This is a genomic window from Nocardioides marmorisolisilvae (assembly GCF_031656915.1).
In the GTDB taxonomy this organism is placed as follows: domain Bacteria; phylum Actinomycetota; class Actinomycetes; order Propionibacteriales; family Nocardioidaceae; genus Marmoricola; species Marmoricola terrisoli.
Genome location: NZ_CP134227.1, coordinates 4029171 through 4049669 on the forward strand (window position 1 = coordinate 4029171; position 20499 = coordinate 4049669).

The 20499-nt window shown below is 65.2% G+C and carries 10 protein-coding genes and 1 pseudogene; 8 read left to right on the forward strand and 3 right to left on the reverse strand.

The window, feature by feature from the left end; genetic code table 11:
- Positions 1 to 29: 29 nt before the first annotated feature.
- On the reverse strand, positions 30 to 1328 hold the full coding sequence (locus Q9R13_RS19265) for an ISL3 family transposase (protein ID WP_310961331.1): 1299 nt from the start codon (positions 1326 to 1328) through the stop codon (positions 30 to 32).
- 430 nt (positions 1329 to 1758) lie between these two features.
- Here Q9R13_RS19265 and Q9R13_RS19270 point away from each other — a divergent pair, with 430 nt between their 5' ends.
- The 5 genes from Q9R13_RS19270 to Q9R13_RS19290 all read left to right on the forward strand — a co-directional run bounded on the left by Q9R13_RS19270 (position 1759) and on the right by Q9R13_RS19290 (position 13736).
- A complete protein-coding gene (locus Q9R13_RS19270) occupies positions 1759 to 9720 on the forward strand; it encodes an RHS repeat-associated core domain-containing protein (RefSeq protein WP_310962792.1) in 7962 nt (2653 codons plus the stop codon).
- A gap of 83 nt (positions 9721 to 9803) precedes the next feature.
- Positions 9804 to 10208 carry a hypothetical protein gene (locus tag Q9R13_RS19275; protein WP_310962793.1) on the forward strand — a complete coding sequence of 135 codons (405 nt, stop codon included), beginning with the start codon at positions 9804 to 9806 and terminating at the stop codon, positions 10206 to 10208.
- A 554-nt stretch (positions 10209 to 10762) separates the two neighbouring features.
- On the forward strand, positions 10763 to 12361 hold the full coding sequence (locus tag Q9R13_RS19280) for an RHS repeat-associated core domain-containing protein (RefSeq protein WP_310962794.1): 1599 nt from the start codon (positions 10763 to 10765) through the stop codon (positions 12359 to 12361).
- Positions 12362 to 12392: 31 nt separating this feature from the next.
- Positions 12393 to 12827, forward strand: coding sequence for a hypothetical protein (locus Q9R13_RS19285; protein WP_310962795.1), 435 nt, complete (start codon positions 12393 to 12395; stop codon positions 12825 to 12827).
- 588 nt (positions 12828 to 13415) lie between these two features.
- Positions 13416 to 13736: a hypothetical protein gene (locus Q9R13_RS19290; RefSeq protein WP_310962796.1), complete on the forward strand. Its 321-nt coding sequence runs from the start codon at positions 13416 to 13418 to the stop codon at positions 13734 to 13736.
- 140 nt (positions 13737 to 13876) lie between these two features.
- Here the strand turns inward: Q9R13_RS19290 and Q9R13_RS19295 are convergent, their stop codons facing one another.
- On the reverse strand, positions 13877 to 14290 hold the full coding sequence (locus Q9R13_RS19295) for a helix-turn-helix domain-containing protein (protein ID WP_310962797.1): 414 nt from the start codon (positions 14288 to 14290) through the stop codon (positions 13877 to 13879).
- A 376-nt stretch (positions 14291 to 14666) separates the two neighbouring features.
- Here Q9R13_RS19295 and Q9R13_RS19300 point away from each other — a divergent pair.
- Both Q9R13_RS19300 and Q9R13_RS19305 read left to right on the forward strand, forming a co-directional pair.
- Positions 14667 to 15552, forward strand: a pseudogene (locus Q9R13_RS19300) (IS5 family transposase).
- A 109-nt stretch (positions 15553 to 15661) separates the two neighbouring features.
- Complete coding sequence (locus Q9R13_RS19305; protein WP_397217824.1) at positions 15662 to 16858, forward strand: IS701 family transposase; 1197 nt, start codon at positions 15662 to 15664, stop codon at positions 16856 to 16858.
- Between the two features lie 215 nt (positions 16859 to 17073).
- On the opposite strand, the gene Q9R13_RS19310 is transcribed toward Q9R13_RS19305, so the two are convergent.
- The gene (locus Q9R13_RS19310; protein WP_310962799.1) at positions 17074 to 18693 is read right to left on the reverse strand and encodes a hypothetical protein; all 1620 of its coding nucleotides are present in this window, start codon (positions 18691 to 18693) and stop codon (positions 17074 to 17076) included.
- A 258-nt stretch (positions 18694 to 18951) separates the two neighbouring features.
- Between Q9R13_RS19310 and Q9R13_RS19315 the strand changes: the two genes are divergently transcribed.
- A complete protein-coding gene (locus tag Q9R13_RS19315) occupies positions 18952 to 20148 on the forward strand; it encodes an IS701 family transposase (protein WP_397217824.1) in 1197 nt (398 codons plus the stop codon).
- The last annotated feature ends 351 nt before the right edge of the window (positions 20149 to 20499 follow it).

The following is a 20499-nucleotide window of genomic DNA, read 5'->3' on the forward strand; positions in this document are numbered from 1 at the left end:
TTTTCGGGCCCTCCTGACTGATCTGTGGGTTAGTTGCGGCCCGGGAGGGCGGGTCGGTGCCCGCCGAGGGTGAGCATCGCCAGCGCGATCAATGCCTCGGCGGAGTGGAACCCGAACGCCATCCTGGTCAGCAGCCGGATCTTGGTGTTGGTCGACTCGATCAGCCCGTTGGACAGGTTGTGCTCGATCGCGGCGAGGATCCGGGAACGGTGCTTGACGATGCTCTTCTGCAGTTTCACGAACGCCGGGATCCGGCAGCGTCGCGCCCAGCTGATCCACCGGTCCAGGGCCTCGGCGGCTGCCGCGTGGGGTAGTCGGAAGACCAGCCGCAGGCCTTCTTTGAGCAGATAGGCGCGATACAACCGCGGATCGGTGGCCGCGATCCAAGCCAGCTTGGTCTGCTGGTTCTCGGTGAGATCTTCGGGGTTCTTCCACAACGAGTAGCGGGCTCCCTTCAACGACTTGGCCCGTTCGCTGCCCGGTCGCGGCGGTGCGTCGGCGCGAGGACGTCCACGCGGCCGCTTGGGTTCGGTTCTGGCCTGCTTGCGGGCGTCGTTCCACGCCTCACGCCGGACCTCATCGAGCGCCTCGGTCGCCCATTTGACGATGTGGAACGGATCGGCCACCCGGACCGCGTTCGGGCACCGCCCGGCGACGATGGTGTCGATGAAGTCGGCCCCATCAGCCGAGACGTGGGTGATCAGCTTGCAGCGTTCTTCGCCGAGGAGATCGAAGAACTCAGCGACGGTGGCGCTGTTGCGTCCCGGTGCGGCCCAGACCAGTCGCCGCTGGTCGTGGTCGACGACGACCATCAAGTACTTGTGCCCGCGCTTGTAGCTGATCTCGTCGATCCCGATGCGCCGCAGCCCGGCGAAGCGGTCGTGCTGGGTCTCGATGTCGGCCCAGACCCGGGAGATGATCGAACCCACGGTGCGCCAGGCGATCCGCATCAGCTCGACCACGCATGACTTCGAGGCCTGGGTGGCCAGCCATGCCACCTGATCATCGAAGCTCAGCGTGTGGCCGGCGTCGTGGCGGGCCCAGGGCACGTGGGCGACCACCACGCCATGGGCCCGGCAGGTCACCCGCGGCGCGTCAGCCTCGACCATCGCGACCATCGTGCCCAGGTCCAGCGCCCGCCAACGCCTCCTGCCCGCACCGGCGTCATAACCCGGACAGCGTCGCCGACAACGCCCGCAGCGGCCACGCTGCCGCTTGGTCGGCCGCACGTAGGCGACCAGCACCTGGTCGTCCTCGTCGAACTCGACCCGCTCGATCACCGTCTTCTCGACCCCGAACACGCCCCGCCATAGGCTGACATCACGCACGCCGCTCTCCTGTGCACCTGGTTCCTGTTCCTAGACAGCTCAGAAACCTAGACAGGAAGCGGCGTGTGGCTCGTTCAGGCGCGCTCAGGCACCCACAGGTACGTCAGGAGAGCCAATTTTCGAGCGCCGCCGACAACCCAGCTATGCATCCGTCGCCGCACGATCGGGCCGTTCTTCGCACGCGCGCCGGCGCAGCCACATTGCTCGGCTGGTGTCGCCTCGCGTGCGTGCGCCGAAGCAGACGGGCCCGCGCCATGGCCGGTCCAGTGCGAGGCCGGCGCCACCGAAGAGGGTCCGGGAGCTGGTTCGAGATCGGACTGCGACCTCTTCTACGTGGCGTGACGCAGACGGATCTCTGACCGTCGAGAAGTATCTCGCTCCGCGCTATTACAAGGCCAGCGATGGGCGCTGGCGGCCGATCGACACCAAGTTGTCCCGTGTTGCGGGCAAGGACGGGACCTGGACCGCTGATGGGAACAGTTGGCGCGCCACCTTCGCGTCGACGGGCGATGGGGATGGCGCGGAGCAGATCGACCAGGATGGCGTTCATTTCAGCTTCACGCCGGTGGGAGCAACGGCGGGTGTGCAGCCGTCCGTGACAGGATCGACCGCGCAGTATGCGGGGGCGTGGCCGGGCACGGAGGTGGCCGACGAGGTCACCGCAACTGGTATCAAGGAGAGCATCGTTCTTACCGGGCCCTCAGCGCCGTCGAGCTATACCTTCGATCTGACCGGTGCGGTGGCGCGGCCCGATGGAAGCGGCGGCGCGAAAATCGTTTCGGGCGGGAAGGCCCTCGGCTCGGTTCCTGCTCCGAGCGTCACGGCTGCTGGCTCATCGGATGCGACCGAGCGGTCCAGTGTCACCCTGTCTGCTGCGAACGGATCGCTGCAGATCTCGATCGATTCTGGCTGGCTGGCGTCGTTGCCACGGTCGGCCTTTCCAGTGAGCATCGATCCCACCTACCAGCCCTACGGTTTCGCACCGGCGTCCTCGAGCGTTCACGCCTACGCCAAGGACGGCACGTTGGCCACCGGCTCGGTGAGACTCGGGGCCAACGCTGAGGGGCCGTGGGACTCCGCGATCAAGGTTCCGCTGCCTGCGCCGCCGGCTGAGCAGAACAGCCAGCCGTGGCAGCTCGGGTACGCGGCGATGGTGATCTCGTGTCCGAGCGCCTGCGCGCTGAGCGATATCTACGCCTATAACGAAGCGAGCGAGCCGACGAGCTATGGATCGGTGCAGTCGGGGGGAGTGGTGCCGGCGCACTTCGATGGGAGCTTCGATCAGTTGTACCTGTTCGCCGGCAACTCCACCTATGCCAATGGCAACCGCCCGTGGCTAGGTGTGAGGGCGAACGACCCGTCTGGCGCGTATGTGCAGGTTCCCTACAGCGACATGCATTTCGATTACATCTACTACGAGTTGCCGCCGCCAACGAAGCTGACTTCGCCGGCAGATGGCAGCGTGATCGCTACGACCACGCCGCTGCTGAAAACCAACGTGACCGACAGGCAGATCTGTGCGTCCATCGGCAGCGGAACCACCTGCGATGAGCCATACAACGTCAACTACGACTTCACGATCAGCACCGCGCCGCACGGGCAGGCGGGCGCGACAGTGGTGGACTCCGGATGGCTCGAGGGGCCATATACCGAGGCCCAGAATGGCGACTTCACCCTGGGAACGCCGCAGTGGCGTGTCCCTCCGGGGTCGCTGGTCGACGGGGCCACCTACTACGCGTGGGTGGCGATCACGAACAATCTGATCCTCTATCCCAGTGACGCCGTCGATGGTCGCATCCTGATCACGCCGCCTTACATCGGGGAGGTCTCATTCAAGGTCAAGCTCAGACTGGGCGCCGGTGGGCCCTCGCCGACCGACACGGTCGGCTCGCTGCCGGGTAGTAGCCCTGCGCCCAGTTCGGGCATGCCTTCTCCGGGTAGCTCAGCGTCGAGTGAGACGGTGAACATGGCGACCGGCGATCTGGCAGCGTCGGTGGGAACGCCCCAGATGGAGGCGGTCGGCGGCCAGGCGGGTATCAAGCTCCACTATGACTCGATCCAGTCCTCGACGTCCGGCACCGCAGCTGCTGGCGGGTCCAACTATGGGTTAAGGGGCGAGTACTACCACGACGATGGCAGCCACGACTTCCCTGCGAGCAGCCCGGCCGGTACGCGGATCGACCCGATGATCAACTTCCTCGGCGGATATGGGACGACCCCGATCGGCGGGATCGCGCCCGATTGGGGTACTGCGGGTGCGGGCTACATGGTTCGGTGGGTCGGCCGGCTGAGCCTGCCTACGACCTCGGCGGCGGTCCCGTCGGGGACCACCGTCAACATCGGCGGCACGACCACCGGCGGGATGCGGATCAAGTTTGGTGGCGCGACGGTGTACGACGACTGGGACGGCACTTCTGCGCCCAGCGGAAGCCGTGGGTTCGGGACCGGTGCATTCTCCCCGGGGACCGCGGCTGCTGCGGAGGTGGACTTGTGGGATCCCAACGATGCTTCAGTGACCAGGAGCAAGTTGTGGGTCAACGAGAAGTTCCCCGACGGGACGCACGCCGAGTTCCTGATCCCGTCAGCATGGCTCACAACGTCTGCGCTCGGTCTCCCGCCCGGTTGGAGCCTGTCGAGTGACGCCTCAATCTGGACCAGCGCGTCCGACCTGGGCGCGCAGGTCGTGCTACATGCGGTGACCGGGGCAACGGCTACGTTCACCCGCACCGACGACGGCGGCGGCTACCTCGCTCCTCCAGGTGACGACGACTCCCTGACCTCTGGTGATGGCACGCTCCAATTGTCGACGGCCACGGGTTACGTCTACGTGTTCAATAGCGATGGCGCGCTCCAATCGGTGACCTCGGCCGACGATGACCGCCACCCGGCAGCCCTCAAGTATGGATACGGTCCGGCGACGTCGGCCGACGGCAGCCCGGTCGTGCTTCAGACCATCACCGACCCGGTCTCGAGCCGGCAGATCGACCTCCGCTACGGCGGCGATGGCGCATGCCCCTCTGCCAACGCTGCACCCGATGGGATGCTCTGCGAAGTCGACTTCTGGGATGGCACGTCGACCGAGATTCTCTACAACGCGAACCAGCAGCTCTCCGAAGTGCTCAACCCGGGAGGCGCCGCTACCCTGTTCGCCTACACGAGCGCCAACCAACTCGACGCGATCCGCGACAGCCTGGCCAACGACTACATCACAGCGGGGCAACCGGGAAGCTCCGCGTGCACACCGTCCACCAGCGCCACCACCTGTCCATTCGACACGGTGATCGATTATGACAGCTCCGGTCGGGTCAAGTCGGTCGCTCAGCCAGCACCCGAGCCCATCAATGGCCCTCCGACCCCGACTCGCACTTACACCTATCAGCCCTCGACGTCGACACCGGGCGCGGGCACCACCTTCCTGACAATCGCAGGGTTCGACCCCAGCGGGAACAGCAGCATCCCCGCCGGTTATGCCTCCAGCGAAACCTATGACAGCCAGTCCCGAGTGACTAGGAAGACCTCCTCTGACGGGCTGTCATCGAGGACGGTCTGGGACGACCAGGACCGTCCGATCATTCAAGTCGATGCGAGCGGCGAGCAAACCAGCACGGTCTACGACGTCAACTCCAACGCCACCGACACCTACGGGCCGGCGCCGTCGGCCTGCTTCGCCGCCGGGTCGGCGAACCCATGGCCGACCGATACGTCCTATGCGAGCCCACCCGCCCCGATCGAGGGCTATCTTCCGGTCTCGGACCCACAGAACGCCGCCGGGTGCCAGACCACGGTGCCACACCGGCACACGACCTTCGATGGCGGCATCACAGGGTTGGGCGTCGTCTATTGGGCAAATGGCAGCTTCGCGGGCTCGCCGGCGAAGCATGGCACCGGAAACGGGATCGGGAACGACTCCGGCGCGTCCTGCATCGATGCCAACTCCGGCACGAGCAACGACTCGCTATGTGCGAGTTGGCCAGCCGGCACAAGTCCGGGCAGTACCGACGCACAAGGCAATTGGAGTATGAAGCTCACCGGAGATCTCTCGATACCTTCATCGGGAACCTATGAGTTCGACGGCGCCGACAACCAGGCGATGAGCCTTCTCATCGACGGCGCCCCGGCGGGGACCAACGTTGTCTACAGCCCCACCGGCGCCGTGCAGAGCGTCAAGGCCACATTCAGCCAGCAGGTGAGCCTGGACGCAGGCGAACACACGATCGAACTCGACATCCTCGGGGACAGCGGCCAGCAGACCGCATACACGCTCAGCGACTTCAAGACCGGCGGATCTGAGGCTGCCGCGCCGATCGCCCTGAGCAACACCGATCCGAACTATGCGCTGGCTACCAGTGTCACCGACCCCGACGGCAAGGTCAGCACCACCGGGTACACGGCCAGCAACGGCATCGACGCCATGTATGACCTGCCGACAGTGAAAACGGCCGGGGTGGGGGGCCCGAACCCGCTACCGACCACGACGAGCTACGAGACTCCGGGCGCGGACACCTACCTGCGACGCATCTCCACCACGCTCCCTGACGGCGGCAAGACCACCTACGGCTACTGGGGTGCCTCACAGGCCCTGGCCAACGCGATCTGCAATGTTCCTGCGGGCACGAACGAGGGCGGTCTGCTCCAGTCGATGACCGACCCCGCTCCGACCCCGCAGGACGCCGCTCGCGAGCAGTACTTCGTCTATGACGCCGCCGGCCGCAAGGCGGCACGGTGGGTCGGCCCGGCAGGCACTGCGCTATCGAATATCCCCAGCTCACAGTGGCAGTGCACCACCCGTGACAGCCGTGGCCGGCTGCTCACCCAGACCTGGCCGGCTTTCGGAAGTGCTCCTGCGCGCACCGTGACCTACAGCTACGGCGTGAATGGAGATCCGCTCGCCTCGCGGGTATCTGACACCGCGGCAAACGGCGCGTCGATTTCAACTGTCGTCGATCTACGCGGCCGGCTCAGCCAGTACGCCGACTCCTTCTCCCAGGTCACGGTTGTCGCCTACGACCAGGCCGGTCAGGTGGTCACCGTCAATGGACCAAACGGCACCATCACCAAGGCATACGATCCCGACACCGGCAATCTTTCCAAGGTCAGCGTCGCGGGCGAGTTGCTCGCCACCGCCCATTACTCAGGGAGCACCGGCCAGTTGACCGCGGTGAACTACACCAACGGCACCAAGGCGACCATCGGCTATGACGCCAACGGCCGCAAGGACAGCTTGGTCTACACCAAGGCCAGTGACGGCTCGCTGGTGACCGGCGATCAGGTGACCGACTCCCCAGCAGGACGGATCACCAGTGAGCTGGAGAACATCGGCGGCTCACTGGCCAATCCCAACCCTGCAGGAGCGGACGCCACCGATTACACCTATGACGCGGCCGGCCGGCTCACCAAGGCGTACCTGCCAGGTTCGGTGGCCGACTACGGATACGGGGTCAGCCCGGGCTCGGATGGTTGTCAGCAGCCCGACGCCGGCGCGAACACGAACCGGACGACGGTGACGGTCACACCCCACGGTGGGACGCCGATCGCCACGGACAGCTGCTATAACGACGCCGATCAACTGACTGCCGCATATGCGCGCCACGACATCGCGCTCGTCGGGACGAGTCAAGCCGGCCAAAACCCCGGCCTGCTCGCGCAGAACACGCCGATCTCACTGGACTACCCATCCGGGACCGACGACGGCGATCTGGCGCTGCTCGCGGTCACCGTCCCCAAGGGCACAACCATCACGACCCCGACCGGCTACTCAGTCGTCGGCTCCTACACCACCAGCAAACTGCTCGGCACGAACGCCACGGTGGAACTGCTCCGCCACACCTTCACGACACCCGAGTCGAGCGTCAGCGTCGCCTTCAGCCAAAAGGCGCCCGAGACGGCCATCCTTGCCGTGTATCGGGGCACGGACCCATCGGATCCGATCGACGCGCTTTCCAACGGCATCACCAACTCCGGCACGAGCGTTACCGCACCAAGTGTGACCACGACGCTGCCCAACGACCGTCTCGTCGTCTTCGACGGAGCGGCCGGGAGCAGCGCCAGCACCTGGACCGCCCCGCCCGGCACAGACCTGCGATCGTCGGCTGCCAGCGGCGGCTCGGTCACCTCGATCTCCGCAGATGCCACCCAGGCCGACGCCGGGCCCACTCCTGCCGAAACCTCGACCGCCTCGGCAACCGGTGCTCTGGTGAGCGTCCTGGTGGCACTGAAGCCGGAAGTCGACACCTCGACGTCTGCCTACGACGCTCACGGCAATCAGACCAAGGACGGAGACACGACCTACACCTATGACGCGTCCGACCGGCTCGCCTCGACAACGATCGACGCAACCACCACCACGTACACATACGACGCTGTGGGCCGACTCGTGGTCCGCAGTAGCGGTGGCACGGCGACCACCTACGGCTACGGGGCCTTCAATTCCGCGCCCATCGACACCCGCAGCGGCGCCGTCATCGAACAACTGGTGTCGCTCCCCGGCGGCGTCACCGACACTATCCAGACTGCTGGTGCCTACCGGCCGGTGACCGCCTCCCGGATCTTGGACACGGCCACGGGCACGGGCGTCGCCCAGGGCAAGGTCGCGGCGCACGGGACCGTTGAGCTTCAGGTCGCGGGAGTTGCCGGCGTGGCGACAGCCAACCTCAGCGCGGTAGCGATCAATCTTGCCGCAGTAGACCCTGCTACCAGCGGGCAGCTGGTCGCCTACGCCGACGGGACAGCGCAAACCGGCACACCCAACGTGTCGTTCGCGGCCGGCCAGACGGTGGGCAACCTAGCCATCGTGCCTGTCGGTGCGGATGGGAAGATCGCGGTGTACAACGACTCCAGTGGGTCCACCGATCTGCTGGGCGATGTCGAGGGCTTCTACGAGTCGGGGACTGCGCTCAACGCCGGGTCCTTCGTCCCGGTGGACGCGGCGCCTGTGCTGGACACGGCCAGTGGGACCGGTGTTCCCCAGGGAGCGGCAGCGCCGGGGAGCACTACTGATCTGACGATCTCGGGGGTGGGTGGAGTTCCCACGTCCAACGTCTCGGCGGTTGTGATGACCGTGACCGCGTCGAGTTCCACCAGCCCGGGCACTATTACCGTCTACCCCGACGGCTCGAGTCGCCCGGCAACCTCGAACCTGGACTACAGCAGCGGCCAGGCGATCGCCAACACGGTGATCGTGCCCGTAGACAGCACCGGACAGGTCGACTTCTACAACGACTCAACCGGATCCGCGCAGCTCGCTGCGTACATCGTCGGCTATTACCGGTCCGGGCCCTCCGGCAGCAACTCCGGGTCCTATCATCCGCTTGCTCCTACACAGATCCTCGACACCTCGAGCGGGACCGGTGCGCCCCAGGGAGCCGTTGCGGCTGACGGGAGTCTTGGGTTGCAGGTCGATGGGGTGGCCGGGGTGCCTTCTTCGTGTGTCTCGGCGGTTGCGTTGAACTTGACCGCGAGCTCGGGCACGTCTTCGGGGAGCCTGGTCGCCTATCCTGCTGGATCGGCTGAGCCAGACACCGCGAACTTGGACTATGCAAGCGGTCAACCCATTGCGGGCTTGGCGATCGTGGCGGTTTCGGCCGGCGGCAAGGTCGACATTGCCAACAGGTCGAGCGGCACGGTCCAGATCGCTGCGGATGTGGTCGGATACACCGAGTGCGATGCCGGGGCCGACCACGATGATCTGTGGTCGTATGCCGACCTGCACGGCAACACCACCGCCACCGCTGACGACGCTGGCGACCGGGTCGGCCAGGTCATCAACTACGACCCCTGGGGCACACCCATGGCCAACCCGGTCAGCGCCGGGAACGCCGCAGTCACCGCGAACTTCACCAGCTTCGGCGCCGACGCCAAGATCACCGACCCCGACAGCGGGATCACCATCATGGGCGCCCGCGCCTACAACCCCGCCGAGGCCCGCTTCACCAGCGTCGACCCGATGCAGGGCGGATGCGCAAACGGCTACGTCTACTCCTTCGGCGACCCATACACCCAACCCGACCTCACCGGAAACAACTGTGGCAACATTTTGAAGGCTAGCGGACTGCTCGCGGGCACCGCAGCTACGGGGATTGGCGCGGCGATTCTAATGGCTCCAGAAGAATCAGTGGCTCTTGAAACGGCGGGTTTGTTCCTAGGGATTTATGCCGCTGGCGCTGATCTCGTTGGATGCGTCCATGACCGGGACGCAGCGGCATGCGTGGGCGCTGGAATTGGGATTGCTGCTGCCGGTTCGGGAATTGGCTCCATTATTGCGGCGGCACACAGCAGTACGATTAAGTCCCTCTACGACGCCCTAGGTGCGAACCTGGGCCTTGGTGGCTTTGTTTCAGATTTTGTGACGAGTGCAGAGTCAGTAGGTTGCGGGATCAAGAACTTGTTCACGTGAGTTCAATGTCAGACATAGCAGCCCGCGAACTCTCCGCATCCGCCGGTTAGGTTAGCAATGTCTCCCTCCGAAAGGCGAGGCTAATGATCGCAGATGGTGAGCCAAATAAAGTTGCGCCCGAACTGTACGCGAAACTGAGACACTCCGAGCAACTTCAGGTGGATCAGGCATTCCGGCGTCGTCTCGCCATCGAGGGCCGCGGGTTGCGTCGATACCCCGACAACGAGTCGCCAACGTCGGTGGCACGCAGGGCATTTCAACTCGGTGTGTACCTGGCCCATTTGGTGTGGGCAGCGTCGTTCGCACTGATTGGTGCAATCGGGCTCGGATTGATTTATGGTGGCCTCGCCGATCGCATCTTTCCCTGGGCGCTTTTCGGCCTTGGAGGAGCGGGATTTGTTGTCTCGGTAGTTGCAGGCGTCGCTAGGTGGGTTGAGGTTCGAGGCTACTTCACGGGTCTTGAGTCGAACGAATTTCGCCACCCATAGGGAGTAAGTCAGAAATTCGGTGGAGTGAATCTCCGATTGGCTGTGTCAATCCGAAGTGGCCCACAACGCAGCGGCGTGCGGAGTCGCGCATACTATTGGCGGTGCAATTGGTTCGATATTCCACTGATCGGTTGGTGAACCGCATGATTGGCGACGGCAATCCTGCAACTTATGCGCCAGCGCTATATGGCCGTTTGGCGCGCTGGCCAGAGCGTACGGCGGTGAACAGGATGTTTCGTGCCCGGCTCAGAATGAAGGGGCGCGGCGATAGCCGATATCCGGACGACGAGCCTCCTGAATCGGTCGCGAAAAGAACCTTACGGATCGGCACGACGTATGCCTGGATGATGACGGGTGGAACCCCGGGGCTGGTTTGTGTTGGCGCGCTGTCGGAGATTACTGGCGGTGACGCAGGAAGGGTGGCTTGGATCATATTCGCGTGTGGAGGAACGTTAGTCATTGGCTGCGGGGCAATGGTTGCACTCAGCCTTTGGCAAATCCGACGATATTTTCCGGGCGACAGCGCGAGGGCCTCGGCTTAGATGCTGCACGCGGTGTACAACGACTCCAGTGGGTCCACCGATCTGCTGGGCGATGTCGAGGGCTTCTACGAGTCGGGGACTGCGCTCAACGCCGGGTCCTTCGTCCCGGTGGACGCGGCGCCTGTGCTGGACACGGCCAGTGGGACCGGTGTTCCCCAGGGAGCGGCAGCGCCGGGGAGCACTACTGATCTGACGATCTCGGGGGTGGGTGGAGTTCCCACGTCCAACGTCTCGGCGGTTGTGATGACCGTGACCGCGTCGAGTTCCACCAGCCCGGGCACTATTACCGTCTACCCCGACGGCTCGAGTCGCCCGGCAACCTCGAACCTGGACTACAGCAGCGGCCAGGCGATCGCCAACACGGTGATCGTGCCCGTAGACAGCACCGGACAGGTCGACTTCTACAACGACTCAACCGGATCCGCGCAGCTCGCTGCGTACATCGTCGGCTATTACCGGTCCGGGCCCTCCGGCAGCAACTCCGGGTCCTATCATCCGCTTGCTCCTACACAGATCCTCGACACCTCGAGCGGGACCGGTGCGCCCCAGGGAGCCGTTGCGGCTGACGGGAGTCTTGGGTTGCAGGTCGATGGGGTGGCCGGGGTGCCTTCTTCGTGTGTCTCGGCGGTTGCGTTGAACTTGACCGCGAGCTCGGGCACGTCTTCGGGGAGCCTGGTCGCCTATCCTGCTGGATCGGCTGAGCCAGACACCGCGAACTTGGACTATGCAAGCGGTCAACCCATTGCGGGCTTGGCGATCGTGGCGGTTTCGGCCGGCGGCAAGGTCGACATTGCCAACAGGTCGAGCGGCACGGTCCAGATCGCTGCGGATGTGGTCGGATACACCGAGTGCGATGCCGGGGCCGACCACGATGATCTGTGGTCGTATGCCGACCTGCACGGCAACACCACCGCCACCGCTGACGACGCTGGCGACCGGGTCGGCCAGGTCATCAACTACGACCCCTGGGGCACACCCATGGCCAACCCGGTCAGCGCCGGGAACGCCGCAGTCACCGCGAACTTCACCAGCTTCGGCGCCGACGCCAAGATCACCGACCCCGACAGCGGGATCACCATCATGGGCGCCCGCGCCTACAACCCCGCCGAGGCCCGCTTCACCAGCGTCGACCCGATGCAGGGCGGATGCGCAAACGGCTACGTTTATGTATTCGGGGATCCGCTGAGCCAGCGAGATCTATCGGGAACCGAAAGTGCATGCCATTGGCAGGACTTTCTGGGCCTCTGGGCAGGTGCGGCGGCGACCATCGCTGGTGGCGCCGAGCTTGCAGGAGTCGGAGTCGCTGAGGGCGGACTTGCTGGGGGTGCCACGGTCGGGTTAGGGGTCATTGCGACTGGGACCGACGCGAATGCATGCTTCCGAGGGGCGGATAAGAGCGCGTGCGTTGGATTTGGGCTCGGTGTCCTGTCCACCGTCCTTGGCGTGGGAGGTTTGCGGAGCGGCGCGGGGACAATCGCGAAGGGAATGTTTGATTCGCATGCTTTCGCGAGCGCCTCAGGGGGCTTGTTTGCTGATGTATTCTCAAGCGCTGACGGTGTCGCCGATTGTGGTTCCCAGGTTGAGTCGTGGATTTGGCACAAGTTGTTCTAATCCGATTGGGTCACTTAGATAGGTAGCGGCGATGTTGAGCGACGGCAATCCCGAGGTATTGACGCCTGACTTGTTTTCCAAAATGCGACGCGGAGAGCAGAAACAAGTCATGAATTATTTTCAGCGTCGACTGGGGGAAGAGGGCAAGGGGTTCTCGAATCGACCTGACGACGAAGCGCCAGCAGTTGTTGCGCGCCGTGCCTATATGCAGGGCACGTTCGTTGTATACCTTACCTTCGCAACGCCGTTTGTACTGGGCGGAGCATTCACGGCGTCCTTTGTGGGTGGTGGACTTCGCACGCCGTGGACCGTCGGCGGGCTTGCTTTTTGCGTGGTGGTTGTTCTGACGCTTCTGGGAGTATGGGCGCGGAAGGCGGTTCGCATCAATCGGTATTTCGTTGAATTCACGACGAAGTCGGCGTCGCCGAGCAACGCCTGGACCAGGGTTTTCGATCCCTGCCGGTGACCGTGATCCCGAGGCTGCGGAGGTGCGTGTTTCGAGCCAGCCTACTGGCCCCCCGGTTCGCGGCTGGCCCAGCCTGGAGCGGGGACGGCTCATTGGGGCGGTGACGTCGATACTCGTCATGTGGATCCTCTGGGTGGTCATCGGTTTCGACGTAGCGATTCCGATAGGGGTATCGGTTGTCATGACACTGGTCGCCCTCTTGCTGGTCCGCCGCTGGGCGCGGCGGAGAGGGCATCGGGCGTGAACGTGGTTCGGGAAGAATCGAGCGCATTGGCGTCGGATCGGTGGCGTGCCCCGGCAACGCTTGAGGACGGGGACCCCGGAACCTGCGTGCTAGGGCTGTACGAACGACTGACCCTGGCAACGAGGTGACAGTGAAGTTCGGGTACCCGCCGCGGTGCTCCATCACCAGACGTACCGCCCTGACCTTCACCTCCGAATCGATCTTCCTCGGCATGCTGGTCGTCCTCATGGGCCCAAACAGGAGCGGCATCAAACCTGGGGCGCTTCAATGAGCTGGTCGAGCTGACCGGCTGGCACCGGGACTACGCCCGGGCAGCGCTGCGTGATGGACTCGGGGCCAAGCTGATGCGGCGGCGGGCGCCACGGGCCCCGACCTACGGGCCGCGGGTGATGGTGGCGCTGATCAAGTGCTGGGCGGTGCTGCGCGCCCCGGCGGGCAAGCGGCTGGCGCCGATGCTCCCGGTCTTGGTGCCGATGCTGAGCGGCGACGGTGAGCTCGACCTGACCGATGCCGAGGCCGAGTTGTTGTCCAAGATGAGTGCAGCGACCATCGATCGGCGGCTCGGTGAGCGGGCCCGGCTGATGCCTCGGGGCCGGTCGCACACCAAGCCGGGCAGCCTGTTGAAGTCCCAGATCCCGATCCCGCACTGGTCACGCTCCGCGTGACGATCGTCGAACGGCTGGATTGTGGTCCTCGCCAGTCTTGGTCCGATGTCGGGGAGTGACAGCGATGGAGCGATGGAGCCTCGATCGGACCCCTTCGACTTCAAAGGAGTTCGAGACGCCTACGACACCGTTTCTCAGGACTACGCCGAGCACCTGCCAGACACGCGCGCTGAGGCCAGGCTGGACGTCGCCATGGTCGACGAATTCGCGCACGCTTTGGCCGCCAGTTCCGCGGCGATCAGTGGCCGTACTTCGGCCAGGTGCATCTTGGTCCGCTGGTAGTTGCCGGTGAAGCCATGCTGGTCGACCAGTCGCTCGTGGATCACCGCGCCCTTCAAGGCGATGTCGGCACGAAGCCATACATCGATCACGCCGATGAACGGGGTGATGACCTTCGGCTGGGTGCCGGCACGCGGCGGTGCGGTCGGTGGGACCGAGCCCGAGTCCTCGCTCAGGTACTTCCGAACGGTGCGCCAATCACAACCGCACTCACGGGCGATCTCGGCATAGGTAGCGCCCGCGGCATGCAGGGCACGGAAACGACGAACGTTCATCCAGGACTCCGAATCAAGGATCATGAACAGGGTCACCCTTCGGTTACGTCTACTTGGCGGTGGACGAACCGAAGGGTGACCCAGCTCAGGGCGAGGAGGGACTCAACTCGCCGAGACCGACCTACACGTCAGGTCGTACGGAGAACGACACGTGAGGTCGTACGCGGACAAGGACCGCATCTTTTTTTGAGAGGCCGCTCGGGTCCTCCGCCCGGGCGGATATCTCCTGATTGGTTCCAGTCCGGCGACGGCATCCGCGATCTCGCCCCGGCCTACCCCGCTCCGGTCACGAGATCGAGCTCGTCCGCTACCTCTACAACGCCGACTAGAGCGTGTCTGCTAATGATTTGGCTGTCGGTCCGCGAGTGTGGGAGACATGCTGCGAACCGATGTCATCAGCGATGAGCTGTGGGCCGTTCTCGAGCCCCTGATGCCGTCCTCGCGCCGGCCTGGTCGACCTTGGAATGACCACCGGTTGACGATGGAGGGCATCGTGTGGCGTTTCCGGACCGGCTCGCCGTGGCGAGATCTTCCCGAGCGCTTCGGTGCTTGGCAGTCGGTCGCGGAACGGCATCTGCGCTGGTCCAAGGACGGCACCTATGCCCGGATGCTGCATGCGGTCCAGGCCGAGACCGGCGGGGTCGAGGAGGATCTGGCCGCGTTGTTGAGCGTGGACTCCACCAGCGTCCGAGCCCATCAGCACGCCGCAGGAGCGCGAACCGGCCAGGCAGTCCTGGCCAGCACAGGGGGCTGAATCGAGTTACAGGTTTTCGCCCGATGAGCCCGAGGATCATGCGATCGGACGCTCGCGCGGCGGCCTGACCACCAAGATCCACGCCCTCACCGACACCACCTGCTCGCCGGTCACCTTGTTGCTGACCCCCGGCCAGGCGGGGGACAACCCGCAACTGTGGCCGCTGCTGGAACAACACCGGGCGGCCTCGAAGTCCGGGTTCCGACTGCTGGCGGACAAGGCGTACTCCCACAACTCCACGCGCGCCAGGTTGCGGACGATGAAGATCGCGCACACCATCCCCGAGAAGAGCGACCAGATCGCGTACCGCAAGGCCAAGGGCGCCTCGGGTGGTCGACCGCCGGCCTTCGACCCTGTGCTCTACAGCGAACGCAACACCGTCGAGCGAGGCTTCAACCGACTCAAGCAGTGGCGCGGCATCGCGACCAGGTATGACAAGTACGCGCTGACCTACCTCGGTGGCGTCACCCTCGCAGCCTTGGTGATCCACCACCGCGTCCGCCATTAGCAGACACGCTCTAGTACTACAGCCGCACTTATTTTGGCCGTGATCGGTGTGTCGCCTGTGTGAGACTGGTGTTCGCCGGCATGTTGCTGGTGTGACTGGTGAGGTTTGTGTGTCTGAGGTCGAGGAGTGGGCGGCGGGGCTTGCGGAGGTGCATGCCCGGATCGCGCCGCGGTTCGCGCGCTCGGAGCCGCGTGAGCGGGTGTTGGCCTATGTGCGGGGGTTGTTGGCGCCGTTGGAGAAGAAGAACTCCTGGACGCTGGCCGAGTCTGCAGGTGAGGCGATCCCCGACGGGATGCAGCGATTGTTGGCCTATGCCGATTGGGACGCCGACGCGGTGCGCGACGATGTGCGTGACTACGTGGTCGAGCACCTCGCCCCTGCGCCTGGCGACCCTGCTGGGGTGCTGGTGGTTGATGAGACTGGCTTCTTGAAGAAGGGCACGAAGTCCGCGGGGGTGGCGCGGATGTACTCCGGCACTGCGGGACGAATCGAGAACTGCCAGATCGGCGTCTTCCTCGGCTATGCCACTGGTCCTGGCCAGGGATCCGCACGGACGTTCTTGGACCGTGAGCTCTACCTGCCCAAGGCCTGGGCCGAGGATGCTGCCCGACGCGCTGAGGCGCATATCGGGGACGAGGTGGAGTTCGCGACCAAGCCGGAGCTGGCGATGCGGATGATCGGGCGCGCGATCGACGCCGGGGTGCCGGCTGGGTGGGTCACCGGCGATGAGGTCTATGGCCAGCACTACCGATTGCGCGCGATGCTTGAAGAACGTCAGATGCCTTACGTGATGGCGGTTCCGGTGAACCAGCGCGTCATCGCCGCCGTCGACGACGGTGACGGACCGAAAGTGCGTGAACTGCGCGCCGATGCGCTGGCCGCGATGCTTCCCGCCCAGGCGTGGAAGAAGATCTCCGCCGGGCGCGGCGCCAAGGGTCCGCGCCTGTATCACTGGGCCCGGGCGCCGATCCGCCCCCTGGAGGACAGCCCCAGCTACTGGTTGCTGGCCCGCCGCAGCCTGACCGACCCCGATGATGTCGCCTACTACCTGTGCTTCGGGCCCGAACGCACCCCATTGCGTGAACTGGTCCGGGTGGCCGGTGCCCGCTGGGCGATCGAGGAGACGTTCCAAACAGCCAAGGGCCAAGTCGGCCTCGACCAGTACCAGGTACGCCGCTACGACTCCTGGTATCGGCACATCACCTTGGCGATGCTCGCGCACGCCTTCTTGACCATCACCACCGCCCAGACCAACACCGCCGCCGGCGGCGGAAAAAGGGGGACCTCCGGCCGGTCGAGGAACTGATCCCCCTCACCGTGCCCGAAGTCAGACGGCTCCTCGCTGCCCTGATCTGGCAGCGCCAGCCAGACACCACCGTCGTCCTGGACTGGTCACGCTGGCGACGCCGCCACCAAGCCCGCGCCCGACGATGCCACTACGCCAGGCGCAGCGCTGTTCCCTAAGTGCGGCTGTAGTACTAGAAGGCTTGGTCCGGCGGAGCCGGAATTTCGGGTCAAGTCTCAGGCTGCGAGTCCAGATTCCTTCGTGAGTTGGTCGAGGGCGTGCTGGTAGGTGCGGCTCGCGGCCTGTAGGGGGTGGGGTTCGGGTCCGGCGAGTTGGGCCATGCCGGTGCGCAGCAGTCGGTCATGGGCGCGGGTGAGGAACAGGGCGTGCTCGATTCCGGTGTCGGTGACTTGGTAGTGGTTGCTGTGCGCACGACGGACGATGAGTCCGTGGACGCGGAGTCTGCGCAGGTCGTAGGTCATTTGCCCTGCCGACATGACGGTGCCGAGCAGTTGCCCAACGAGGTCGCGCAGGTCGCGGTTGGTGAACCCGTCGGGTAGCAGCCGGAATACCAGGAGGGCGTGCAGCAACGCCATCGCGCGGGTATCGGCGAACTTCAGCCCGGCGACCCGGGCCCCGGTCTCGGTGGTGACCGGGTCGTTGAGCGTGGTGAAGACCTGTTGTCCTCGGGCCGGGTCGTGGCTGAGTCGTTGGACGTCGAGCAGACGCCTGTTGGCGGTGAAGCCGATCTCGCACAGGGCGGGCAGATTGGTCAGTCGTTTCCGGATGTCGAAGTCGTAGGTGTTGTTGATCGTGGTCTCGGTGCGCAGCGCTCTCCCTTCCTTGTGGTACTGCTTGATGGTGGTCGCCTTGTAGTCCACGTGCAGGCTGGGAGTCACGCCTTGGGTGATCACTCGAGTCCGGAACCGTCCTGGCGTCTGGTGCTTCTTCCCGGCGTGGATGCGGCGGTTGAAGACCAACCCGACCTGGTCGGGGCGGCCCAGGTCGAGGTTGTCGCGGATGACTTGTTCGAAGAAGATCCGCCCGCTCACGGGCCGGTCCAGCATCTGGGTCAGCGAGAACTCCGCCTGCAGGATCGAGATGTCGTAGCGGTAGCCGGCCGCCCGGTCCGCCTTCGAGTAGGGGTGTGGCACCTTGGCCAGCCACTTGCGCAGCAGCGCATCGATCTGGTCGGGGCCCAGACTGGCGCAGATTGCCTGAACGGTGGCGACATCGGCGGGGTCATCGAAGGAGGCAAACGCGTTGTCCAACGCGGTGAACCCGATCCCCGCCTTCGCGGCCTGTCGCTTGGCCCACTCGTTGCCGTTGATGCACAACCGGGCGTTGTAGGGAAAGTAGGAACAGAACTTGAGGAAGAACGGCCCGAAGTCGGCATCGACGGCGTAGACGTAGAAGTGGTTGACCATCCCGGTGGTCTTCACGATCCACGGATACGCCCGCCCCTCGACGTTGCGGCGCTTCTCGGTGCGAAACAGCGACGTCTTCTCCTGCGCACGGCCGATGAACAACACTCCCTCGGTGTGCCCGGCTGCTTCGAACCGCGCCAGACGCTCGTGCATGATGTCGTCCTTGCGTTGGCCCTTGACGAAGTCGACCCACGGCACGCCCTGGTCCACCGCGAAGCGGCGCATCTGTTTGCTGAACGCATCGGTGATCTTGCTCAGCGGCGCGGTCGAGGCGACCGGAAGCCCGAGCTGGCGCTGCACATAGCCCACCAGTCCGGCCGCGTACTGCAACTGCGGAACGTAGACGTTGAGATACATCCGATCGATGCACTCGACCTCAAAGACGGTGTGCTCGGAAACGACATCGGACACGGTGCGCGGTAGCGTCATGAGAAGGCTCCGGTCAGGCGGGACGGCTCACCTTGAGCCAACCACCGCCAAGCAGGCGGTCACAACACGGGCCCCCGGGCACCGTCAACCCGCCGACCGGAGCCGCCAGCACCACCCCGGGACACCACGCACGGCTCGTCGGGCTGGGGCGATGCCCCGTTAGTACTACAGCCGCACTTATTTTGGCCGTGATCGGTGTGTCGCCTGTGTGAGACTGGTGTTCGCCGGCATGTTGCTGGTGTGACTGGTGAGGTTTGTGTGTCTGAGGTCGAGGAGTGGGCGGCGGGGCTTGCGGAGGTGCATGCCCGGATCGCGCCGCGGTTCGCGCGCTCGGAGCCGCGTGAGCGGGTGTTGGCCTATGTGCGGGGGTTGTTGGCGCCGTTGGAGAAGAAGAACTCCTGGACGCTGGCCGAGTCTGCAGGTGAGGCGATCCCCGACGGGATGCAGCGATTGTTGGCCTATGCCGATTGGGACGCCGACGCGGTGCGCGACGATGTGCGTGACTACGTGGTCGAGCACCTCGCCCCTGCGCCTGGCGACCCTGCTGGGGTGCTGGTGGTTGATGAGACTGGCTTCTTGAAGAAGGGCACGAAGTCCGCGGGGGTGGCGCGGATGTACTCCGGCACTGCGGGACGAATCGAGAACTGCCAGATCGGCGTCTTCCTCGGCTATGCCACTGGTCCTGGCCAGGGATCCGCACGGACGTTCTTGGACCGTGAGCTCTACCTGCCCAAGGCCTGGGCCGAGGATGCTGCCCGACGCGCTGAGGCGCATATCGGGGACGAGGTGGAGTTCGCGACCAAGCCGGAGCTGGCGATGCGGATGATCGGGCGCGCGATCGACGCCGGGGTGCCGGCTGGGTGGGTCACCGGCGATGAGGTCTATGGCCAGCACTACCGATTGCGCGCGATGCTTGAAGAACGTCAGATGCCTTACGTGATGGCGGTTCCGGTGAACCAGCGCGTCATCGCCGCCGTCGACGACGGTGACGGACCGAAAGTGCGTGAACTGCGCGCCGATGCGCTGGCCGCGATGCTTCCCGCCCAGGCGTGGAAGAAGATCTCCGCCGGGCGCGGCGCCAAGGGTCCGCGCCTGTATCACTGGGCCCGGGCGCCGATCCGCCCCCTGGAGGACAGCCCCAGCTACTGGTTGCTGGCCCGCCGCAGCCTGACCGACCCCGATGATGTCGCCTACTACCTGTGCTTCGGGCCCGAACGCACCCCATTGCGTGAACTGGTCCGGGTGGCCGGTGCCCGCTGGGCGATCGAGGAGACGTTCCAAACAGCCAAGGGCCAAGTCGGCCTCGACCAGTACCAGGTACGCCGCTACGACTCCTGGTATCGGCACATCACCTTGGCGATGCTCGCGCACGCCTTCTTGACCATCACCACCGCCCAGACCAACACCGCCGCCGGCGGCGGAAAAAGGGGGACCTCCGGCCGGTCGAGGAACTGATCCCCCTCACCGTGCCCGAAGTCAGACGGCTCCTCGCTGCCCTGATCTGGCAGCGCCAGCCAGACACCACCGTCGTCCTGGACTGGTCACGCTGGCGACGCCGCCACCAAGCCCGCGCCCGACGATGCCACTACGCCAGGCGCAGCGCTGTTCCCTAAGTGCGGCTGTAGTACTAGATGGTCGCGCGAATTGAGGCCGCAGGCCTGAAAGAAGCCGTCCGGCTGGTGAGGCGAGCCAACGGCGGCGAGCGAGACGCACAAGCCATCGTGCTGGCCCAGGCGCCTTGAACGCCGGCAGGTCTCAGCTGGGCCGTCCGGTCCCGCTCGTGCTGATCCAGGCCCGTCACCCATC